The sequence below is a fragment of the Kribbella sp. NPDC056861 genome, from assembly GCF_040687575.1.
Lineage (GTDB): Bacteria > Actinomycetota > Actinomycetes > Propionibacteriales > Kribbellaceae > Kribbella.
The window spans coordinates 1,011,961-1,033,290 of record NZ_JBFBNQ010000003.1 but is presented as its reverse complement, the minus strand read 5'-3'; the positions used below and the strand labels follow the sequence as shown (position 1 = coordinate 1,033,290).

Below are 21,330 nucleotides of genomic sequence, written 5' to 3'. Positions count from 1 at the left end.
GGCTTCTAAGCAGACAAGGGCCACAAAGGGGGGCTCTTCACAGGGGAGGGGATCTCATGTTCCGAAAGACCATCGCGCTCACGGGTGCAGCGGCGCTGGCCGTGACGCTCGGCGCGACCGCAGTACCGGCTCAGGCGGGCACCACCGCGGCCTGCACACTCGACCTCGGTTCGGTCACCACGGCCGGCGCGCAGACCACTCGTACCATCACGGCCGGCGCCCCGATCAGCGTCAGCGCCGTGCAGTCCGTCCCCGGCGTCTTCCCGGCGGGTTCGGTCAAGCACATCAGCACCTTCCGCGACGTGCCCGCCCCGCAGGCGGCCCGGGCCCGGTCCGGCCTGGTGGTGATGGGCGACGCCCTGTACGAGACCACCTACAACCTCAAGGACAACGGCCAGGTCGACCCGGCCAAGCCGGTCGTCAACCGCCGGGTCGGTGGCGGCTGGTCGAACTTCCGCTGGATCGAGCGGTCGGTCGAGCAGAAGGTCAGCGGCCCCACCCGGACCACGCTCTTCGCCCAGGACACCGCCGGCACCTTCGAGCGCTGGAACCTGGAGAGCAACGGCGGCTGGCGCGACACCGGCGGTGTCGGTGGGCTGAGCACGGTCAAGTCGATGACCCTGATCGGGCGCGACGACTTCTACGAGTCCTTCCTGACGAACACCCGCGCGGGTGCGCTGTCGGTGGTACTGGTCCCGGTCGGCACCTACCCGATGGAGACCTACGGCCGGACGGTCCGTAGCTCCACCTGGCAGGTCTTCGAGCAGCTCATCGCCACGCCCTGTGGTCCGGACGGATCCCTTGTCCTAGGCATCGATCGCGACACCAACTCCGCCTACCTGTACCAGTTCGGCCACGTCGGTAGCACCGAGACGGTGATCAAGAGCCTCGGGAAGGTGCCCGGCACCTTCAACGACCCGCACTACTTCCGCTGGGCCCCCGAGATCGACAACCTCACCGGCGAGTGATCGCGGTCAGGAGTGGTCCACGCGGAGGTCGCGGGACTGCTCCTGCCGCCAGGTAGTTCCGTTGTCGTTGCTGTAGAGCGCGGCGCCGCCGGCTAGCGGATCATGGTCGTTGTAGGCCAACCCGTAACAGCCGCCGGTCGTCGCGCTCTTCGCTACCACCGCGAATCGTTCGCCTGCGGTTGCCTGCACCTTGGCTGATACGACGATGCGCGACGGCGACCAGCTCACGTCCGCTTCTGCGACTGTGCGGCTGGCGATCGTTTGGCCCGGCATACCGTCTGCTACCAGTCGGGTCACCTTGAACTCCAGTGAAGCGTTCGGATGTCCCTTCTGGAAGGTGGTGAAGGCAACTTCCTTCAGCTCGCCGGTCTTGGCTGCCGTGAACGTCTGCGCCCTGGCAATGCCGGCTCCGATATCGCAGTACGAGTGGAAGCCTTCGTCTGCCGTCAACGCTCCGATGCCGTAGCGGGTGCCGCACTCGAGCGGCTCGATCGACCCGTCGGCGCGGAACCTCAGCGGCTCCCACTGATGCGTGGCCAGCGCCTCGTTCGGAGCGCGGTTGTTCCAGCGGTCGCTCTGGTAGAGATAGGTCGATCCGTTGGCGCCGGGGAGCTCGGCGACGTCGGCTGGTTGCCCGCCACAGGAGTCGGTGCTGATCTTCACGCCTTGCACGGCGGCCGCGGGCGGAGACCAAGCTTCGAGGTTGGTTTGGAAATCGTCAGCCAGCAAAGAGCTTCCGTCCGCTGCAGTGACCCGTACGTCGTCGAACCGCGCGCTCTCACCGTCACTCTCGCGGAACCCGACGCGGCCGGCGGCGTACGAGGTGTCGGTGGTGGTGTCCACCAAGGTGCCGTCCACCCAGGTCCGGATGGTGCTTCCGGTTACTTGCGTCCGGACGGCGTACGACTGACCGCTCACGATCGGCATCGGCGTCTTCACCACCTCCAGCCGCTGCACCGAGCCGTTGCGGAACACGGCTTTGGTGAGATTGCCGCCCTCAGCGCCGGGATGCGGATAGTTGCCCAGCATCCATACATAGCCGGTGCCCGCATCGGTGGCCCTGAAAGTCCACCCTGCTTGGGCGTAACTGCCGTTTTTTAGTGGCGTCGTGCGGAACGACAGATCGTAGTCGCTCCACTGCGCCCCGGCCTTGCTCAGCCCCACTCCGCCGCCAGTCACCTGCAGCGCTTGATCTTTGAGCTGCCACGCCGAGTTGCTTGTTGCCCCTTGCCACGGCCCGAGAGGCGCTGCTGCCCGGAAGTAGGACGTACCGGTGGTGCAGTAGCCGCAGTTCGGATCCGACAGCGTCAGGTAGTACACGCCGTTGCGCTTGAACATCGACGGAGCCTCGGTCGACCGCACCCCGAGCCTCGCGTGCTGCCCGGTCCCGGTCCGATACGACGGATCGAGCTTCTCCACGATGATGTCGCCGCCGGCTCGCCAGTCGGTGTAGGCGAGGTACGCCGTACCATCGGTGTCGCGGAACACGTCATGGTCGCCGTTGTTGACGCCTGGTGGAATATCGTTGTTCACGGCAAGCTTCGGAATCGCCTGCTCCACGAACGGCCCGGTCGGCGAGCTCGCCGTGAAGACGTGGTAGCCGACGCCGACGTCGTACGAGTTGATCCAGAGCACGTACTTCCCGGTGCTGGCGTTGTAGAGGACATGCGGCCGATAACACCCGTACGTCGCGCCGTTGCACCGCTGCTGCCAAGCCGCGGTCTTCGCATCGAAGAGGAATCCTTCGTCCCGCCAGTTCACCAGATCGGTCGAGCTGTACGACCGGAACCCACAGAACGGGCTCCCTGGCGTCTGCCACTCGAATCCGCAGCCGTAGCTGGTCCCGTACAGGTAATACCGCGAACCGAACTTCTGGATCTCCCCGTCATGCGCGTCCACCGCGTCACCACCCGGCACGAACCGCGCGGTCGCCCCGGCCTCGTCGCCGTTGACGATCGTCACCACCGGCGCCGGCGCCGCCTGTGCTTGCGCTTGTGCTGAACCAACCAGCAGCAACAACACCCCGAGCAACCCACGGATCCTCATCTGCCCGATGCTGCGTCGCCCCTCACCCCCGGTCAACCAACCTGACCGACATCGGCCATCGCGTTGATACGTTGAAGAAATGCCCCCGGCCCTGATCGCGGCATCGCTCTGCGCCACGAACTCAACGAACGCACCGGCCACATCGGCTATGGCATCCGCCCCTCAGCCCGAGGCCGCGGCCTGGCCACCTGGGCCCTCGGCCAGATTCTGCTGGAAGCCCAGGCCCGCGGGATGGACCGAGTGCTCCTCATCTGCCTGGCCGGCAACCCCGCCTCCGCGCGAACCATCGAACGCAACGGCGGCATCCTCGACCCGCGCCCCGACAGCGCAGTACTGCGCTACTGGATCACCCTCGGCCAAGACATAAGGGTGAGATAAGGGATTTCCTTGATGCCGCCAATAGCCCTGGTCGTGTTGAATCAAAGAAGTGGTGACGTCACTACGCCCGGCGGGCCGGGGATCGACCTCCGGGGGCGGAAGGTTCGAACTCCGGCCCGCATTCACCCGCACTTCGCGGTCATTGTCTCCGGGGTCCGCCGGAGCCGATATCCAACCCCCGGAACGGTTTCGATCAACGCCGGCGAACCGAGTTTCCGCCGCAGCGTCATCATCGTCACCCGGACAGCGTTCGTGAACGGATCCGCGTGCTCGTCCCACGCCTTCTCCAGCAACTCCTCCGCGCTGACCACCACGCCCGCGGCTCGCATCAGCACATCCAGTACGGCGAACTCCTTCGGCGACAACTGTAGGAACCGCCCCTCCCGACTGGCCTGATGCCGCGGCAGATCCAGTACGACGCCCTGCCACCGGCGTACCGGCGGCAACGCCCGCATCGACCGGCGCCCGAGCGCTTGGACCCGCGCCACCAACTCGACGGTCGCGAACGGCCACGACAGCACGTCATCCGCGCCTATCGCCAACCCCTCGACCCGATCCAGCACTTCCGCCGACCGGGTCAGCAACAGCAACCGCGGCCCTTCCCCCGACGCGACCACCTTCCTGACCACGTCGTCGGCCGCCACCTCCGGCAGTTCGCTGTCCAGCACGACCACGTCGTACGAATGCAGGCCGATGCGTTCCAGCGCGGCACTCCCATCGGCACAGACATCGACCGCCATCGACAACCTGCGCAGCTCTCGCGCGGTGGCTGCCACGAACTCCTGATCCACACCCGCAATCAGCACTCGCACCCCACGAGTATCGCCGAATTCCCCGCGGCCCGCCCCCGGAGTTCCGCGCGCCCCGCCTCGCGACGTGACGCTGGACACAATGGATAATTGATGCTTCAGTCAATTGTCCACAATATCCAGGTGCGCTTTCGATGGACCATTACTGATGAAATTCCCAGATTTCGATTTCTGAAACCGATGGTTTTTTGGCGCCGGCCGTCAGACCAGTGCGCGGAGAGGTCTCGCCGAACCGGATCACCGGACGCTACTCTTCGGTAAGCCTTTGGGGATGGGAGTACGGGATGGTCGAGGTCCGACTGCGGAGTCGCTGGGGAGCGATCGCCGCATTCGCCGTGGTGGGAGCGGCGACCCAGCTGGTCTGGCTGAACTTCGCCGGCGTGACCACAGTCGCCGCCGAGCGGTACGACGTCTCCGAGAACGCGATCGGCTGGCTGGCCCAGGTCTTCCCGCTCCTGTACGTCGTACTCGCGATCCCCGCTGGGTTGATTCTCGACAAGTGGTTCCGCAGCGGCCTGATCGCCGGCGCCGTACTGACCGCGCTCGGCGCCCTGCTGCGCCTCGGCGGCGACGACTACGGCTGGCTGCTGGCCGGCCAGATCGTTGCCTCGGTCGCTCAACCACTGGTACTGAACGCCGTCACCGGAATCACCGGCCGCTACCTCGCCGAGAAGGACCGCCCGACCGGAATCGCGGCTGGTACGGCGAGCATCTTCGCCGGCATGGTGATCGCCTTCCTGCTCTCCGCGGTGTTCGCCGACAGCAACGAACTCCCGACCATGCTGTGGCTGACGGCAATCTTCTCGGTGCTCGCCGCGGCCTACCTGATCGTTGCCCTCCGCAAGCCCGGCGAACACAAGGTCGAGCGCCGCGGCCCTTCTCGCGGCGCCTTGCAGACCGCCTGGGGCGACCCGTTGATCCGGCGACTGTGCGTGCTGGCGATCTTCCCGTTCGGCGTCTTCGTTGCCATGACCACCTTCTCCCAGGCACTGCTCGAACCGGCCGGAGTGAGCGCCGGCACCGCGTCGACAATCCTGCTGATCAATGTCGTTGCCGGAGTCATCGGCAGCGCCGTCGTACCGATCCTGGTGGTCCGCCGCCATGCCGAGTCAGCGTTGCTGGTGGCAAGCTTGTCTGTCACCGCCCTGGCCTGTGTCGCACTCGCGCTGTGGCCGGGCGTTGCAATGGGCTTCATTGCAATCACCGTGATCGGCTTCCTGCTGCTGCCGGCTCTCCCGATCGTGCTGGAACTCGTCGAACGGCGTACGGGCGAGGCCGAAGGCACCGCAGCCGGCCTGATCTGGATGGCAGGCAACCTCGGCGGCCTGCTGGTCGCGATCGCGGTCGGCGTACTGGTCGACCACCCGCTGGCAGCCTTCCTGGTGATGGCAGGAGTCGCGCTCATCGCAGTACCGGGGGCTCGGGCGCTGCGCCGACCTATCGCCGAGCTCGACGCGCCAAAGTAACCCCGGTAGCCGCCGTGGCGAGCAGCCCACCCACCCCTGCCGCGACAAAGGTCGTGCGCGCATCGGTGTGCTCCAGCAACAGCCCACCGAAGACATAAGACAGCCCTGCCGCCAGCCCGATCGCGCCGTACAGATTGCCGAAGACCCGCCCCAACATGCCCGCAGGCACCACCCGCTGCAGGTGAGTGTTGATTGCGACGTCCAGCGCAGCAATCCCCAGCCCGCGAATCGTCTGCATCGCCAACGCAGCCCAGATCGCCCACGCAAGCCCCGTGAACAGATTCCCCAAACTGCTCACCGCAAAGCCGACAACCAGCAGCACCGGCATCGCAAACCGCGTCGCATGCCTGGTGAGCAGCGCATACCCAGCAACCAGCCCGATCCCCACCCCGGCGTACAGCACAGCCGCCGCCGAGTCCCCACCCCGCAACTCGTCCTTGGCGAGAAACACCATCGCCACGTCATCAACCCCACTGAACGCCACCACCGCGAAGAACCCGAGCCCGATCACCCGCACGGCCTTCGTCCGCCAGATGTACCCCAACCCCTCCCTGGCATCAGCGATCACCGACGCCCCACTGTGCTCATTGGTAGGCGGCAAACTAGGCAACCCCCACAACAGAGCCGCCGACACGAAGAACGTCACCGCATCAATCACCAAGATCCCGCGCACATCCAGCACCAGAAACAACCCAGCCGCCACCAACGGCCCCACCGCATCCAACCCGTACGTCCCAGCCCCCAACGTCGAGTTGGCCGCCTCCAATTGCTCATCAGGCACCAGCCCCGGCACCGCACTCCGACTACTCGCCTGAAACACCTGAGCCATCAGGCTCCGCACCGCCACCAACACCAACAACACCGGCAACGGCGGCAACCACACCGCCATCGCCACCACCATCACCCCCTGCGCCAGATCACACCCCACCATCACCTTGCGCAGATCAACCCGATCCCCCACCACCCCCGCGAACGCCCCGAACAACCCCGGCGTGAAGTCCCCCGCCAACAGCAACAACGCCACCGCCAGCGCCGCCCCCGTCTCCGCCTCCATGAACAACAGCAACGCCACCAGCCCCAACGAGTCCCCCAAAAAGGACACCCCCCGAGCCAAAAACAACCGCCGAAACCCGCTGTTCCCCCGCAACACCCCCCTCGCACCCATCCCCCCACCCTCCCCCACCACCCACCCCACCCGCCTCCCATTTCCCATCCACTACGATGGACCCGCACTCCGGTGCACCAGCCGACGTGGCGCAATTGGTAGCGCACCGCTCTTGTAAAGCGGTGGTTAGGGGTTCGAGTCCCCTCGTCGGCCCTCTGAACTGCGGATATGCCTTCCTAGGCATCTTCCATCGGCCTGGTTTTCTTTCCCACGCATGCTCCGCAACTGCTCCTCCGTCGCAGCAGCTCCGCCTGCTCCCGCCCACCCTGCCTTTGGCGGGCTGCGCCCGCACTTGCGCGCTGCGCGCGCGATCAAACCCGGCACGTCGGCGCCGCGTCTTCCTAGGCACCAGATCTCCCGCTGCTGACCGGTCGTGTTCGTGGACGCTCCGCCTAACATCGTGCAGGCGGCCGCCACCTCCGCTCCAGTTGATGCCGAGGTGTGGAGCAGATCGCGTCGTGCCACTCCGGCGCATCCGCAGTGATCTCGTCGACGAGCTCGCGGGCTGCATTAGTCCAGTCGGTCACGAACTCGCGACCTCCCCTGCAGGACGGAACTCACCGCTTCTTGTGGTCGCCGGTTCTCGTGTCAGCTGATGTCCTGCGGCCACTCAGTCCACTCGAAGCCAGCCGGCCTCGTGCCGTTGCCCTCGACAAACTCCCGCACCGCCTGACGCAGCTGGTCGATACTGACCTCTGAGTCTTGCGGCCATCCCTCGTCATGCCCCTGGTAGTAGTAGAAGGTCTCGTCCCGCTCGCTAGGTGCGCCGGGGACGAACCAGACGCCTCGCGTCGTACCGTCGCTGCCGGCGTAGCGGATACCACCGACTTTGGCCTCTGCATACAGTGCAATGCGTAGTTCATGATCGGGATACCCCTGCTCGGTGAGCGCTCGATCATTGGAGTAGAGCGCGATCACCGAGTTCTCGAACGGCTGGGCCAACACGGCATCAACCAAAGCATCGACGTCCGCGGCTGACGACAGCATCGTCGCGCCAGCGCCGTTCTTGTAGTAGGCCTCGACGTTCGCCATCAGGCGTCACCCTTTCCGTAGTACGGCCGTCCGATCCCGTCCGGCCCGTAAACCACCAGGCGCGAGCCCGGTGGAAGGAACTCTTTCAGCATCTTTTCGCAGCTCCACCGGCCGTCGCAGGTGGCCTTGTTGATCACGATAGTTTCGTTGGTGAGACCGCGTTCGCGCATGATCAGTGCAGACTTGACCTCGACGTGCGATGTCACCGCCAGCCTGTGCCGGGGATCGCCCAGCTGATGCTCTCTTGCGAACTGATCGCCGATCTCACGGTATTGGTCGACCCCGCTGATCATGCGCTGGACGTAGCCGTTGGGATCTCGCCACGCACCGCTGACCTTCTCGCAGTGTCCGGGATCCAGTCGTACGGGTAGTTGTTCAAGAAGGCGACTGCCCCAGTTCGCTTGCGCCGCCGGCCGGAGACATCCTCTGGTCGGTGTGCGGGAGGATGGGACGTGCGTTGATACTGTCGTGGCGTGACAGCTGATGGTGGTACAGAGCCCACACTGTGGAAAATCCACGGCGAGCGCCTGGTTGACGACACTCGTCGGCTGCAGTTGAGCATCGCATCGGTGGAATTGCCAGATGGTGTGCAGTTCGAGCAGTACGTCCTCCGGATGCCCAAAGCCGCCATGATGATCGTGCTCGACGACAAGCAAGACAACGTACTGATGCTGTGGCGGCATCGCTTCATCATCGATCGCTGGGTGTGGGAACTCCCCGGCGGATATGTCGATCCGGATGAGGATCCAAGCGTCACTGCCGCGCGAGAGGTCGAAGAGGAGACCGGCTGGCGTCCTAGGAACGTGAAGCCGCTGGTCTCGCTCCAGCCCTCCGTGGGTACAACAGACGCCGAGAATCTGCTCTTCGTGTCGGACGGCGCTGACTACATCGGTGAACCGGAAGACATCAACGAAGCCGAACGCATCGACTGGGTTCCTCTGGCGTCGATCCGCCAACGCATCGAGGCCGGCGAGATTGTCGGCGCGGCATCTCTTGTCGGCCTGCTGCACGTGCTCGCGTTCGGTACTGGCTGACCTATTCGCCAGGTGAAATCCCGATCTCGATCAGGCCGTCGAACAGAGAGCTGACGACAGCGACGTCCTGGTACGGCGAGAGTTGCTTGCCGAGGTCCAGCAGATAGCTGGTACCTCGCATCGATCGTACGGATCTGGCTAGCGTCGCGGCCTCCATTCCAAGCGCGCAGGATTCCTCAAGCCGGCGTTGGTCTGCCAGAATGATTGCGAGCAATGCTGTGTTGAAGAGACGACCTCGCTCGTACCCCTCGGTCATCTCAAGAGATCGCCGAGCGAAGGGCTCGGCTTCGTGGGGCAAGCCCAAGTCGCGAAATGTGTGCGCGAATTTCGCAGCCAGATAGGCATGGTCGAAGTACGTGAGCCAGGGCGGTCTCTCTTCAGCGTCTGCCCGGTTGAAAGCCTCCTCCGCGCGGCTCAGAGCGGCGAGGCAGCTGGCCTTGTCGCCCTGCAGTGCGAGGCCGTGGGCTTCCATGACAGCAGCCTCGGCCTGCAAGGACTTCGAGCCGCATCGTTTCGCGCTGTGCTGAGCTGCGAGCGCGAGATCGACAGCGCCATCAGGTGCGCCATGGAATGCGGCCTGATGGCTCATACCGGCCAACATCTCACTCGCGAGTGCATCGTTGTCGGCTTCGTGACACAGACGCAACGCCTGACGTAGATGGCGATGACCATCGGCATGCTGACCGGTGTCGTAGGCCATCCAGCCGGCCAAGTGGTGGAGCTCCGCCGCGGCACCGAACAGCTCTGATCGGCCTCGATCGATCGCGGCGTTCTCCTTGAGTAATGGTGCGACCGTTGAGTTCAGATATGAGGTCACGACCGAGCGGCTGTGGCCGCCGCCGTAACGGTTGTCGAGTCTGCGGAACACCTGGGTCATCTCTTTGATCTCGGTGCCGACATCAGGAATCCCCCGCCCTGTACGTTTACTCGGGTACGGCGAGGTACCCACCAACAGGCTCGTTCCGACTGCTGATAGTCCGATGCCGGCCGACCTGATGAACTGTCTCCGCTGCACTTCGTCTCCTTCGTCGGGCGTTGGTGCCCGCACGATAGATCCGCTGTCGGACGACAAGGATGCACCGATGACATCGCTGCGCTTGCGTTGTGCATAAGGGCTCGGCAGATCAGCTCCGTCACCCTGATCTGTCGGGCGAACCATCAAGCTGAACCACAGCAGCTGCTGTGGAACATGCAGTGCTCGTGCCCAACGGTCGAGCTTGTCCAGATCACGCACGGGCATCGCGCTGCGTTCGATCCGGCTTACCTGTCCCTGTGTCAGTCCGAGCCATCTTCCGACCAGCGCCTGCGTTGGTTCGGGATGCTGCAGCTTGCGATAAGCCAAGAGGAACCTACCGAAATGCCGCTCGGTCGCGGCCTCAACAAGCGCCGCCGCCTCCCAGAAGTCACCAGCCAACCGAGGGGCATCAGCTGCAAGGTCCGGGGCATGCCGTCTACACGGCCCACACTGGTCGCCTCGGTTGTCTGCCGCCAGATATGCGCCGCATGAACGACAGGGCCGCCGCTCGGAACGCGTCACGAACTCAACACTACCGGTGACGCAGGGCCCGTATGCAGGTCGCGCATATCGCCCGATGTGCATATGAGGAAACGAGGTTTCCCATCACGGTCCGCTGTCGGATGGTGGTGCTCTACGAATCAACCGAACCGGGGACGTGAGGGCCGTGAACCACCAGATGTGGCTGCTGACGATCATCGCCGCCGTGCTGTACGGCTTCATCCTGCGCGATATCGCGCGAGAGGTGCGTGGCGAATGACGAGTCCTACCCAGCCTGTCCTACCGACGAGTCGTAAGGTGTGCGTCTGGTTCGGTGGTCACCTGATCGCCGACTACATCAGCGATCCGGAGTCGGCTGCCTCGTACGAAGCGGCGATGCGACGCCGCTTCCTCAGCCTTCGGGTGACGAACGAGCCGGCAAGCACGGTAGTACCAGATGCAGACCTTTCGTGAAGGGGCAGCGCCGTCGGCGCTGGTGGGAGGTGCTCTGGCGGCGTCTAGTCGCGAAGTTCCGGCAGTGGCAGGACGAGGAGCCTTGAGCGAGGTCGATTACACGCGTCCGCTCCTGCTCGGCTATGTACTGAAGCACCTGCTCATGACCGATGGCGAACTTGCCGACATCAGGTCCCAGCTCGAAGAGTTCGCGCGGATCGAGGGCTTCGCGATGGGCACCACCTACGTCGAGGAAACCGACACAACACCGGCCGCGTTCGAAGCCCTGATCGCAGCAGTCAACCGATACGAGGTGACGACCGTGGTCATCCCGAGTCGGCTTCACTTCGCCGCTCTGGCAATCACGCACAACGTCAAGGACACCTTCGAGCGAGCGACCGGCGCCCGAGTCGTCGTTGCGGCCTCCACTCCATGATCCGACGGAACCAGTGGAAGTCGTCGTCCTCATCTCCTCGGTGCGGTGCGATCTCTGCACGCCCTCGTCGGTTCAGTCCTCACGACGTCCCTGTCTGAGTCCCCACCCCTGTTTCTCCTGGCGGCTCAGACAGGGACTTCAAAGACCGGCTGGCGCGGATCAGTGGACGAGGCTGATCTGCGCCAGCCGCTCCAACCTCCCCGACACCGGAATCCGTTGGCAGTGACCGCGGTGTGTCGAACACCGGGATTCCCCTCCCCCAGTTGGAGACCACGCCGGCCTGATCTACGCCGTCCCTTATCGCCTGGCGAGGGACGGCGGGTGGGCCTGTTGATCGACCACTCTCGAGAAGTGAGGTAGCTATGTCGCAAGTCGAGCAGATGAAGATGCAGCTCCATGGTCTGGCCGACCAATCCCGCCAAGGAGCTGCCAGCCTGGCTGGGTTCAAGCAACGATTTGAGCAATCCGGCGAGCAAGTACAGGCGCTGATCCGTGGATCGGCAACCGGCGCGGACCGCGATATCTCCGCGGTCCTCGATGCTGCGGGAAAGTCCGTCGAATAGGCCGTCCAGGCGCTTCAGATCGCTGAGGCTGGATGTCGCAGCTACGCCGACCAGATCTAGCCGGCCGAGGCGGCGGCCATGCCTTCAGAGCTACAACGAGTCGCCCAGCAGCTGCTCGCCACCTTGGACGAGATTCCACGGGTCGTGGCGTATCTGCACGATCGCGCAGGTAAGTATCGGGAGTCGGCCGGGTGGATTGGCGGCATGAGCAACAACCCGAGTGCCCAGATGGCGGCGATGCAACTGGACGAAGCTGCGAGGCGCTGCGAAGAAGCCGCACATCACCTGTCCCTCGCCCCGTCTAAGGCGCGCGGCTGGGTCCAGGAGATGGTCAGCGGTCAGCGAACAGCTCCGGGCCGAAGCGACCGCACCCACCCCAGCCCGGCCGCCTGGCGCGATCCTGGCCGACGAGCATCGGAGCCCGAACCGGAAGATCCGTTCGACCCAACTGCCAGCCGGGTCATGCGCGATCTACCCGCACGAAAACCCAAGGACAAGACTCGGGGTGTCTGGGTCGACGAGACAGGCCGGCGTCATGAGTGGATCAGCGGATTCGACGAATACCGCAAGCAGGCCGACGACCTCGCAGTCGAACTAGGACTCGGCCGTCTCTGGACGACCTCTCACGTCGAGATAAAGTTCGCGATGTTCATGCGAGAGCGTGGCCTCACCAACGCACGCCTGATCCTGAACAACGTCCCCTGCGACGACGAAGAGTTCTCCTGCGAGAACCTCCTCAAGAGGTTCCTCCCACCAGGCGCGAAACTGACAATCTACGCACCCGACAACTTCAAACGCACCTACCCCACCTCAGAAGACGGGAGCAGCCGATGACCTACACAGCACGCGCCAACCACAAGCGGGGCCAAGCCACCAACCCAACCCAGATCACCGGTCCACAAGACATCGACGCCCTGATCCTCGACCTGTCCACCGACGACGGCGACAACACAATCGCCAGCATCTACATCAACGAACGCCACACCACACCCCAAGGCCTCCCGGACCACGAACTCCGCATCGCCATCGACGGCGAACGCAAAGTCGGAGCCATCCGCTACATGTCCGGCAACAACGCCTGGTACGCCGTCGGCCAACAGTCCAACCTCGACGAAGTCGTCTACTTCTACATGGGCCACGACGAGCAGTACCCCCAAGACTCCGAGATCACCATCGACGACATCCGCACAGCCACCAACGAGTTCCTCGCATCAGACGGCAACCGACCGACCTCCCCAATCTGGTCCGAATGGCCTTCGAACCTGTGACGAATCGCGGTCGATCTAGTCGACAACCTCTGGGATGTCGACCACGTGTCGGCCCACCTGGTCAGCGAGTAGGCCGTCACCTCCGCTACGACCCTCAAGCCGTCATCAACGGGTTCGCCAACCTTTACCAGGATCCATCCAGTCAATGAGCGCGCAGGCAGCGCGTGCGCTACGAGGTGGGCCGGTCGAACTCACCAGCCTTGACGCCTTCAAGGAAGGCAACCCATTCACCGGCGGTGTACCGCAGTGTGTGACCTGCACCATGGTCTTTGGTGTCGCGGACCGCCGCACCGCCGTCAGGTAGAAGCGCGATCTCGACACAGTTGTTCGAGTTGTTGCTGCGGCTGCTCTTGCGCCATACCGCGCCGCTGAGGTCGTTCACGTTGTTAGCTCCTTCGATGCGGTGGAGATGAACTTGCGTGGGAACCGGAGGATCACGAAGGGCCCGGAGACGATGCCCGCGTGAATGCCTGTGCTGTGCGGCATCACCTTGATATGGACGTTGGGACGGTGTCCGGTATCCAACAGATGGCTCAGCTGACCAACCAGCGACTTTCCATCGCCGACAGGCGGGCGCAGCACGGCTTCGACCGTCTCGTCGTCTCGCGTCCCGGACGGCAGTGGCTCGGTAGTCAGCATCGCCCAGGCGTACTCCTCGGTCTGCAGCAGCCCAGGGATCAGCTCGGACTCGTACCAGGCAAGGTCGGACGCCGCCTCCAGGCCGACACAGCCAGCGAAGTCCTCGTTGATGACGTCGTTGTAGCTGTGCCACCAGCCCTTTGCCTTCGTCTCTCGGGCACGGGCTATCAGCGACTGGGTGAGCTCTGGGTCAGAGCCGTAGATTGTCAACCGCGCCTGGTGAGGAAGCTCTCGCAACTGCCGGCCGAGCTGACGCCGAGGAACGGTTGAGCCCCGCGCTTCACTCATACGACTCCTGTCTCGCGGATCGACAGCACTTTATCTCTCAGTCTGAGAGCTTGCACACCTACACGATGACAGATGCGACAACGCCTCTTGCGACTCGTCACGGCCACGGTTGCCACCGGAGCTGTCGTGTCTGCTTCCTCCCGGAGCATCGCCGCATTGAACTCGGCCGACGGGCACGCCGCCTTGATGGCCGGCGATCTCGGCCGAGTGATCCGCTTGGCGAGAAAGGCGCTCAAGCGTGACCAAGCAGATCTGGCGCGCTTGCTGAACATCGGTCAGATGTCGGCGACATGGACAATCCGCGGCAGCAGGTCGAGAGTGCACGGAAGGCCGCCAGGCGGACAGCGGGTGCGGCCGCCCGGGTCGATCTGGCGAGCCACGGTGGTCCAGAAGACCAACCTCGCTCGGGAGATCGGCGAGCTGGGCAGCCGCCTCGAGACAGCGACCGCGGACCACGCTACTGCCGTAGCCCACCGGGACGATGCCGCCGGCCGGTTTCGGCGACTGACCGTCGGAACCTTCCCGATGGACAGCGATCTACCGAATGTCGCCGAGTTCAACGACGGATTGGCGGGGTCCGACGGGGTCCGCACGGCCCTCGACGCGGCACGACGGGTCGCAGCGGCATGGCCAAGCCTTCCGCACGCACCCAATCACCTCGCCGACGCGGTACGGCTCCTGGCACAAAGTGTCCACGAGTGCCGTGAAACTCTCCGTTCACGCGCCGACCTCGATGTCGAGACCGACGAAGAGGTCCAGGTGCTCGCGGCGATCGTTGACGGACTGCGGGTCGGGGCGGCCGAACTCCTGCGGATACTGCGTCACGACGCCGATCAGAGCCGTCTCGAGATCACCGATCAGGAACGTGAACTCTTCGACCGGACGCTCACCGGTGACACCCGTCGGCACTTGGCCAGCAGGATCAGGCAGGCGAACGAGATGGTCGACAAGATGAACCTCCGGCTCGCGCAGGTCAAGACGGCCTCCAAGGTGGCCGTTCAGCTGGTCTGGCAGGTTGCTCCCGAACTCGCCGCCGGCACCAGGTCTGCACGGCAGTTGCTGCTCAAGAATCCTGCCGACCTCTCCGACGCCGACCGCGAATCGCTCCACCGGTTCCTGCGTGATCGGGTGGAACTGGCCAGAACGGACGACACTGCCACCACCTGGGCAGAACAACTCGCTCAGGTCTTCGACTACACCGCCTGGCACCACTTCGTCGTCAAGGTCGACCGGGGCAGAGGCGATGGCTTGCAACCGCTGACCAGAAAACTGCACGGCGCACTGTCGGGCGGCGAGAAGGCGATAGCCCTGCACCTGCCGCTGTTCGCCGTGGTCGCCGCGCACTACGAGTCGGTGCTGGACGCACCACGCGTGATTCTTCTCGATGAGGTCTTCGTGGGCGTCGACTCGGCCAACCGCGGGCAGGTCTTCGCGCTCCTGGCCGCGCTGGATCTCGATCTGATGCTGACCTCGGACCATGAGTGGTGCACGTATGCGGAGCTGCCCGGAATCGGGATCCACCAGCTCGTCACCGCCGTTGATGGTGATGACGCCGTCACGACTGCCAGATTCACCTGGGACGGTCACGATCTGAGCGCCGACGAGGTCCAGGTTCCGACTTAGCTCCTCAAGCCGCTCGAATCAACGAACGTTGTAGGCGTCGATGATGGTTTGGGTGCTGCTGTTCCCGGCCGCGTCGGCTACCGACGACCTGAGTGAGATGGTCTTGGCCGTCGCCGGTGTGGTGAAGACAGCTTGGTAGTTGCCACTGCTCGTCGGTATGACCGTGGTGTTCGTCCAGGTCTTGCCGGCGTCGCCGGAGGTCTGGACCGTGATCTTCCGCAGGGCCGATGCCTTGGCACCCTTCTGCTGTTCCACCGTGAACGGCAGCCTGGTCACCGGCTCGCGTGGCAAGGAGTTGTCGGGGTCCACCGCGGGTCGGTAGCGAGTTGCCCAGAGCGGGAAAGTGACCGGTGCGTCGGTGAATTCCGTGCTGAACGCCCAGGTGTAGTCGATCTTCGTGGCCAGCTGAGCTCTCGGCCGGGTCATCGTGAAGTCCAGCCGGCAGCCGACCTTGTGGAGGGCAAGTATGTCGGCGCGGAACTGATTGGTGGAGTCGTTCGAGGCGATCAGTTTGCCGTCGCACAGCAACCGGGTGTCCGCAGCTGAGAAATCTGACGACGTGCCTTGATGGCCGTCCTGATCGGAGTTGGGCGGGAACTCGAAAGAGGCCTTGTTTCCCGTTCGAACCGAGAGGCCGGAGGTGTCCGGACCGTCGACGGCAGCCCCCCACCGCTCAGCCACTGATTCACCGGCTTGGTAGGTCCTTGGTTCGCTGCGCATGTCCTCGATGGGATAGTCCACGAGCTCCGACGGGTCGTCGTCGGCCGCCTCGACCTCGATCGGCGACATGATGGTTCGCCACACCGTCTCACCACTGTCGACGTGGCGTACGACCTTGGCCGGAGACCGAAAACGGAAGTTTCGTCCGCTGGCCGCGATCTCGGTTCCGGAGACCGAAGCTGCCCGTAACTCGGTGTTGAGCTGGCCGGGTCTGTCCGCGACGTACTGCGCCACCACTGTCGCCAGCTGACCATCGCGGACGACTCGTCGATAACCTGACCAGTACCGCCCACGGGTGGTCTGGAACAGCTCGTAAGTGTAGGGCGAGTCGGTGAAGCTGCCGTCCTTGCCCGGAACCCCCAAGCTCGACTCGATGTACGAAAGCATCTCTCCGGCCGGCGCCGGGATACCCATCGTGGCGACGAACAGCCGGTCCTGGTCGGGCGCGGTCAGGTAATTGGCAGCCTGCCGGTTCGGAATCGTCCGACTGTAACCAACTGTGACGCCGGCTGATCTGGCGCTCGTGGCAGGCACAGTGATCTTGATCGGTTTGGCCTTGCGTGCATCGGCAACGACAGTGGTCGGACCGTCGACGGTCAGAGCGGGCCAGACGAGTTGGTAGGTCCGGTCCGCTGTGTCACGCAGAGTCGCGTCGACCAGATAGCGGCCCTTCGGCAGCCGGATCTTCGCGGTCCCGTGGGCATCGGTCTGGAGCTCGGTTCTGAACGGCCGGTCGAGGCTGTAGATCCTGGTGGAGTTCTGGACCGCGCCCTGACCGTTGGGCAGCAGGTGCCGAACGGTGACGTCGTCGGTCTCGATCTCCTTGTCGACCACGAACGGCGTGCCGACCTCGATGCCGTCGTCATCGGTGGCGATCACCCGGCCCGAGTACAGGCCGTCAGCTCCCGCGTGCCGGGTGTTCGAGGTCACCGACGCCGTTGCCCGGCCACCGGCCGGGACCGACAGAGCCCTGACCGAGAGCTTGAGCGCGCCGACCGGCGCCCGGTGGCCGTCCTTGGTGGCGGCGACCACGTTCAGGGTGAGCTTCACCGGCTTCGTCCCGAGGTTGCGGTACGTCACTGTCCGGACGACTGGTTTGTCGTCACGGTGCGGCCACGCCGCCGTGCCGAAATTGAGGCTGCCTGGTTCGGACACCACCGTTCCGGCGACCGCTGTCGCTACGTCGATCCGGCCGGCTCCTTGCTCATAGGCGGTCTGCCCGGCGATCGACTTCGCCGTGCTCATCAACATCGCCTTCAACTCGGGCGCCTTCCACTGCGGGTGCTGCTGCGCGAGGATCGCGGCCGCTCCGGCCACATGCGGTGTCGCCATCGACGTGCCGTACAGATTGACGTAGTAGCGTCCGACCTGTTCGCCCGGAGGGGAGCTGTCCTTCGATCTGGCGGCAATGATGTCGACTCCCGGCGCGGTCACATCGGGCTTGATGGCACCGTCCTCGAGCCGCGGCCCCCGGCTGGAGAACCGGGCCAGCTGATCGTTCTTGTCCACCGCCCCGACAGCCAGCGCAGCATCGGCCGTCGCGGGAGAACCCAGGCCCGGGTCGGGTCCTGCGTTCCCGGCCGCGGTCACGAACAACACGCCGGTCCGCGCGGTCAGGCGGTTGACCGCCTCTTCGAGCGGATCGATTCCCGGCTCGTCGTCGTAGCCCAGACTCATACTGACGATCCTGGCCTTCTGTTCGACGGCAGCCCACTCCATCCCTGCCAGGATCGTGGACTCCTCACCGTCCTCCTCGGGATCGGCCAGGACCTTGCCGATCACCAGACTCGCGTCCGGAGCCACTCCGCGATACAGACCGTGGGAGAGCGCACCAGTCCCGGCCAGTGTCGACGCCACGTGAGTGCCGTGTCCGACTGAGTCGAGTGCGGAGTCCTTCGTGAAGTTCTTGTAGACCGCGATCCGGCCTCTCAGGTCCGGATGGGTGACATCGACCCCGGTGTCGAGAAGGGCGACTCTGACGCCCTTGCCGGTATAGCCGCCCTTCCAGGCCGTCGGCGCGCCGATGCGCGTCGCGCCACTCTCGTAGGCCGTAGTTCTCACCTTTCCGTCGAGCCAGATCCGACGCAACGGCGTACCACCTGCCTTCGCCCCAGGCCCGCCGACGAGCTGGCCGAGCAGTTCCGCACCGTCCCCCTTGGCGACCGTTACCGCGGCGCCGTCGATCACTGGCAGGGAGCGGGCGACCGTCGTACCCCGCAATGTCCCCGGCCGAGCCGATCGGGCTCCGGCCGCGCTGCCATAACTGACCAACAAGGAGATCTTCGACGTGTGTGCGTCGTCATAACCCATCTCGACCAGGCCGGCCACGTCGAACAGCCGCTGATCCAGCCGCCCTGCCGCGACCACCGCCTCCACGTCCGACGGCATCACGATCACCCGGCCGGCGTATCGCTCGACCCGAAAAACAATGTTCTGCCGTCCGGCGCCACGATCGATCCGCAACTGTTCGGTAGCGCCGCCGACCAGTGTGACCCTGTCACCGGTGATCAGCCTGACCACCTGATCGGGAAGCGCCGGCTTGGACACTGATCGCCCAGCAACGCTGTCAGCCGCCACCGGCCGACCGGTGCGACTGCCGCTCGCCGCCACGACAACGCAGCCGGCCGCAGCCACCGCGACAGTTGCCGTCATCAACCGCTTGTGAAAAATCCGCATCACGATCCTGTTCTCGGTCACCGTCCGCACTCGGACAATCGTAAGAATAGGGACACCGGGGCGCCGAGGAGCAACAATGCCGGGTGTGTCCAGAAACCTACGGCGAATCATGCTGTGCCGAAAACACGCAATCAGCCAGATCATTGCCGAGATCAACGACCAGGCGAGGAAGACGCCGTGCCGGCCAGGCGGATGTTCGCACAACGACGCCGTTCGCGACCCACGGCGGCGCCGTAGGTTTTCAGCGCAAGACCGTAGTTCTGTCACAGACAGGGAATGAACTATCGACAAGACGGTGCCGTCGAACCTTCAATGCTGTGAAGCCGGGCTGACCATTGTCCATCCGCTGCCCCACTGCCCCCGGAGGGGATTCTTGTGTCCAACCAGTCACATCATGCTGTAGTGAGAGGCCCTCGAGCAGGTCGCGCGCTGGCGCGGATCTCACTGGCACTGCTGACCGTCGCGGCAGCGACCGGGCTGACGGTCTCGTCCGCTCAGGCAGGCTACGTCCTGCTCGGGCGCTTCGAGAGTAAGTCCGCACCAGGGTGGTGCCTCGACTCGAATGACGCCGGACGTGTCTACCTGAAGCCGTGCGAAGCTCGTAACCAGTACCAGACCTGGCGAATCGAGCAGATCGGTTCGGAAGCCGGTCACGATCTGGTGGCGATCTGGAACGCCAAGAGCAGACGGTACCTCTTCATCGGCAGCGGCGGACTGGGCGCGGCGCTTACTCCTGCCTTGCAGGAGACCCGGATCGTCGCTGACGGGCCGAACTGGCGAAGCGTCCAGCTTGCCCGCCACGTCAACGGCAGCTATTACGATTGCATTCGCGTCCTCCGGACCGGAGACCCCGGCGAGGTCGGGCTGCAGAAATGCGATCCCGGCTGGTGGTCCCAGACCTGGAAACTCACCGACTGAGGGAGACCGATGCTTGTCGGCGGAGTGGTCGTTCTGATTCTCGGGCTGGTGCTGAAAACTCCAGCGATTTGTTTCATCGGTGTTGCTCTACTGGCCATCGGCGCCGTGATCTGGCTGCTTGGGGCAACCGGACGGGCGGTCGGTGGCCGCCGGCACTGGTACTGACAGCCGGAACGGATCGCCGCCGTTCTCACATCCGATCCAGCTGACCTGGAGTTGGTCCAGGCAGATGTGGCGGCCGTTCTCGAAGTAGCGTCGTGGCGCCGTGGTCACCCGATAATTGGGGTATCGGGCCAGCTCGCGCAGGACCGCGGCGAACTCGATCCGCGCGAGCCTGGCGCCGAGGCAGAAATGAATGCCGTGTCCGAAGGTCAGATGCCGCGCCAGGCCACGATCGAGGCGAAAGGTGTTGGGGTCGGAGTAGATCCGTGGGTCGCGGTTTGCCGCACCGGTCAGCAGGACGACGCGGGCGCCCGGCGGGATGCGCGTGTCGCCGATGACGACCTCGGTGGTCGTCACTCGGGTGCCATGGTCGACCGGCGACCACAGGCGCAGAGTCTCCTCGATCGCGACCGGGATGAGCTCCGGTGCTGCGCGCAGTTGCTCTTGGAGGTCCGGCCTGCGGCCGAGCTGCCACAGCAGGTGCGCGAGCGTGTTCATCGACGTTTCGTGGCCGGCGATGGCGAAAGCGACCAGCATGGCCTGCAGGTCCTCGTCAGAGACCGGCACGCCGTCGGGTTCGGCTCGTACGAGTTCCGACAAGTAGTCGTCACCCGGCTCACTGCGTGCGCGCGCGATCTCCTGGCGAAACAGTTCGGCGAACGGCGGCCAGAATCCCCCGGCGTCCCGGTCGACTGCCATTCGCGACCAGGTGTTCGTGGTCAGCTCGCGGATCCGGGCTTGCGCGTTCGCCGAGAACCCGACTGCCATCCCGACGACGGCCAGCGGCAACGGGACAGCAAGCTCTGCCACGAAATCGCCGGACCCGCGGTGCACGATCGGTGCGATCAGATCCCTGATCGTCCCGGACATCCGTGCCCGCACCCCGTCGACGGCTGCCGCGGAGAATGGCGGACGCATCAGCTTTCTGAACCGGGACTGCTCCGGCGGGTCGTATTCGAGCGGCGCGAACATCGGGGCTCCGGCCGCCCGCGGGAAGAACACCCCCGAGGCCGAGCTGTAGTTCACGTGATCGCGCAGCGCCGCGGCCACGTCGTCGTACCGTGACAGGATCCACAGACCGCCGTGAGCCCGGGAGAACCCGACCCGGGAACGCTCGCGGATCACATCGTGCACCTTGCGGGCAAGATCCGGGGTGAAAGCGGCGTCGTGGTGATCGAGGTCGGTTGCCAG

Annotated in this window: 21 protein-coding genes, 1 tRNA gene and 1 pseudogene; 13 read left to right on the top strand and 10 right to left on the bottom strand. The window is 64.8% G+C overall.

Going from position 1 to position 21,330, the window contains the following annotated elements; translation table 11 throughout:
* Positions 1-56: 56 nt before the first annotated feature.
* Positions 57-968 (top strand): hypothetical protein, encoded by a 912-nt coding sequence (locus AB0P21_RS18755; protein WP_363698118.1) that lies wholly within the window; start codon positions 57-59, stop codon positions 966-968.
* A gap of 6 nt (positions 969-974) precedes the next feature.
* Here AB0P21_RS18755 and AB0P21_RS18750 read toward each other — a convergent pair whose 3' ends face one another.
* On the bottom strand, positions 975-3,014 hold the full coding sequence (locus AB0P21_RS18750) for a family 43 glycosylhydrolase (protein WP_363698116.1): 2,040 nt from the start codon (positions 3,012-3,014) through the stop codon (positions 975-977).
* 102 nt (positions 3,015-3,116) lie between these two features.
* On the opposite strand from AB0P21_RS18750, the gene AB0P21_RS18745 reads away from it, so the two are divergent.
* Positions 3,117-3,392, top strand: a complete 276-nt coding sequence (locus AB0P21_RS18745; protein WP_363698453.1) for a GNAT family N-acetyltransferase — start codon at positions 3,117-3,119, stop codon at positions 3,390-3,392.
* 122 nt (positions 3,393-3,514) lie between these two features.
* Here the strand turns inward: AB0P21_RS18745 and AB0P21_RS18740 are convergent, their stop codons facing one another.
* A complete protein-coding gene (locus AB0P21_RS18740) occupies positions 3,515-4,204 on the bottom strand; it encodes a response regulator transcription factor (RefSeq protein WP_363698114.1) in 690 nt (229 codons plus the stop codon).
* Between the two features lie 281 nt (positions 4,205-4,485).
* Here AB0P21_RS18740 and AB0P21_RS18735 point away from each other — a divergent pair, with 281 nt between their 5' ends.
* Positions 4,486-5,667 carry an MFS transporter gene (locus AB0P21_RS18735; RefSeq protein ID WP_363698112.1) on the top strand — a complete coding sequence of 394 codons (1,182 nt, stop codon included), beginning with the start codon at positions 4,486-4,488 and terminating at the stop codon, positions 5,665-5,667.
* On the opposite strand, the gene AB0P21_RS18730 is transcribed toward AB0P21_RS18735, so the two are convergent.
* Complete coding sequence (locus AB0P21_RS18730) at positions 5,639-6,832, bottom strand: MFS transporter (RefSeq protein ID WP_363698110.1); 1,194 nt, start codon at positions 6,830-6,832, stop codon at positions 5,639-5,641. The two genes, AB0P21_RS18735 and AB0P21_RS18730, sit on opposite strands and share 29 nt — an antisense overlap.
* A gap of 80 nt (positions 6,833-6,912) precedes the next feature.
* Here AB0P21_RS18730 and AB0P21_RS18725 point away from each other — a divergent pair.
* Positions 6,913-6,985, top strand: a tRNA-Thr gene (locus AB0P21_RS18725).
* Between the two features lie 435 nt (positions 6,986-7,420).
* Here AB0P21_RS18725 and AB0P21_RS18720 read toward each other — a convergent pair.
* Positions 7,421-7,864, bottom strand: coding sequence for an Imm1 family immunity protein (locus AB0P21_RS18720; protein ID WP_363698108.1), 444 nt, complete (start codon positions 7,862-7,864; stop codon positions 7,421-7,423).
* A complete protein-coding gene (locus AB0P21_RS18715) occupies positions 7,864-8,382 on the bottom strand; it encodes a DddA-like double-stranded DNA deaminase toxin (protein WP_363698106.1) in 519 nt (172 codons plus the stop codon). Before AB0P21_RS18715 ends, AB0P21_RS18720 begins: the two co-directional genes overlap by 1 nt.
* On the opposite strand from AB0P21_RS18715, the gene AB0P21_RS18710 reads away from it, so the two are divergent.
* Complete coding sequence (locus tag AB0P21_RS18710; RefSeq protein WP_363698105.1) at positions 8,338-8,898, top strand: NUDIX hydrolase; 561 nt, start codon at positions 8,338-8,340, stop codon at positions 8,896-8,898. The genes AB0P21_RS18715 and AB0P21_RS18710 overlap by 45 nt on opposite strands.
* Position 8,899: 1 nt before the next feature.
* Here the strand turns inward: AB0P21_RS18710 and AB0P21_RS18705 are convergent, their stop codons facing one another.
* Positions 8,900-10,312 (bottom strand): helix-turn-helix domain-containing protein, encoded by a 1,413-nt coding sequence (locus tag AB0P21_RS18705; protein ID WP_363698103.1) that lies wholly within the window; start codon positions 10,310-10,312, stop codon positions 8,900-8,902.
* 357 nt (positions 10,313-10,669) lie between these two features.
* On the opposite strand from AB0P21_RS18705, the gene AB0P21_RS18700 reads away from it, so the two are divergent.
* The 5 genes from AB0P21_RS18700 (at position 10,670) to AB0P21_RS18680 (ending at position 13,113) form a co-directional block, all read left to right on the top strand.
* Positions 10,670-10,867, top strand: coding sequence for a hypothetical protein (locus AB0P21_RS18700; RefSeq protein ID WP_363698102.1), 198 nt, complete (start codon positions 10,670-10,672; stop codon positions 10,865-10,867).
* A gap of 82 nt (positions 10,868-10,949) precedes the next feature.
* Positions 10,950-11,282 (top strand): hypothetical protein, encoded by a 333-nt coding sequence (locus tag AB0P21_RS18695; RefSeq protein WP_363698100.1) that lies wholly within the window; start codon positions 10,950-10,952, stop codon positions 11,280-11,282.
* Between the two features lie 362 nt (positions 11,283-11,644).
* Positions 11,645-11,845, top strand: coding sequence for a hypothetical protein (locus AB0P21_RS18690; protein ID WP_363698098.1), 201 nt, complete (start codon positions 11,645-11,647; stop codon positions 11,843-11,845).
* A gap of 78 nt (positions 11,846-11,923) precedes the next feature.
* On the top strand, positions 11,924-12,679 hold the full coding sequence (locus AB0P21_RS18685; protein ID WP_363698096.1) for a DddA-like double-stranded DNA deaminase toxin: 756 nt from the start codon (positions 11,924-11,926) through the stop codon (positions 12,677-12,679).
* A complete protein-coding gene (locus AB0P21_RS18680) occupies positions 12,676-13,113 on the top strand; it encodes an Imm1 family immunity protein (protein WP_363698093.1) in 438 nt (145 codons plus the stop codon). Before AB0P21_RS18685 ends, AB0P21_RS18680 begins: the two co-directional genes overlap by 4 nt.
* A gap of 169 nt (positions 13,114-13,282) precedes the next feature.
* Here the strand turns inward: AB0P21_RS18680 and AB0P21_RS18675 are convergent, their stop codons facing one another.
* Positions 13,283-13,495: a DUF397 domain-containing protein gene (locus AB0P21_RS18675; protein WP_363698091.1), complete on the bottom strand. Its 213-nt coding sequence runs from the start codon at positions 13,493-13,495 to the stop codon at positions 13,283-13,285.
* A complete protein-coding gene (locus AB0P21_RS18670) occupies positions 13,492-14,040 on the bottom strand; it encodes a Scr1 family TA system antitoxin-like transcriptional regulator (RefSeq protein WP_363698089.1) in 549 nt (182 codons plus the stop codon). Before AB0P21_RS18670 ends, AB0P21_RS18675 begins: the two co-directional genes overlap by 4 nt.
* A gap of 72 nt (positions 14,041-14,112) precedes the next feature.
* On the opposite strand from AB0P21_RS18670, the gene AB0P21_RS18665 reads away from it, so the two are divergent.
* Positions 14,113-15,663 (top strand): SbcC/MukB-like Walker B domain-containing protein, encoded by a 1,551-nt coding sequence (locus tag AB0P21_RS18665; RefSeq protein WP_363698088.1) that lies wholly within the window; start codon positions 14,113-14,115, stop codon positions 15,661-15,663.
* An 18-nt stretch (positions 15,664-15,681) separates the two neighbouring features.
* On the opposite strand, the gene AB0P21_RS18660 is transcribed toward AB0P21_RS18665, so the two are convergent.
* A complete protein-coding gene (locus AB0P21_RS18660; RefSeq protein WP_363698086.1) occupies positions 15,682-19,089 on the bottom strand; it encodes a S8 family peptidase in 3,408 nt (1,135 codons plus the stop codon).
* A gap of 372 nt (positions 19,090-19,461) precedes the next feature.
* Here AB0P21_RS18660 and AB0P21_RS18655 point away from each other — a divergent pair, with 372 nt between their 5' ends.
* Together AB0P21_RS18655 and AB0P21_RS18650 are read left to right on the top strand one after the other, a co-directional pair.
* Complete coding sequence (locus AB0P21_RS18655) at positions 19,462-19,977, top strand: hypothetical protein (protein WP_363698085.1); 516 nt, start codon at positions 19,462-19,464, stop codon at positions 19,975-19,977.
* A gap of 9 nt (positions 19,978-19,986) precedes the next feature.
* A pseudogene (locus tag AB0P21_RS18650) lies at positions 19,987-20,079 on the top strand (hypothetical protein); the annotation flags it as partial.
* Here the strand turns inward: AB0P21_RS18650 and AB0P21_RS18645 are convergent.
* A complete protein-coding gene (locus AB0P21_RS18645; RefSeq protein WP_363698451.1) occupies positions 20,065-20,838 on the bottom strand; it encodes a cytochrome P450 in 774 nt (257 codons plus the stop codon). The pseudogene AB0P21_RS18650 and the gene AB0P21_RS18645 sit on opposite strands and share 15 nt — an antisense overlap.
* Positions 20,839-21,330: the final 492 nt, after the last annotated feature.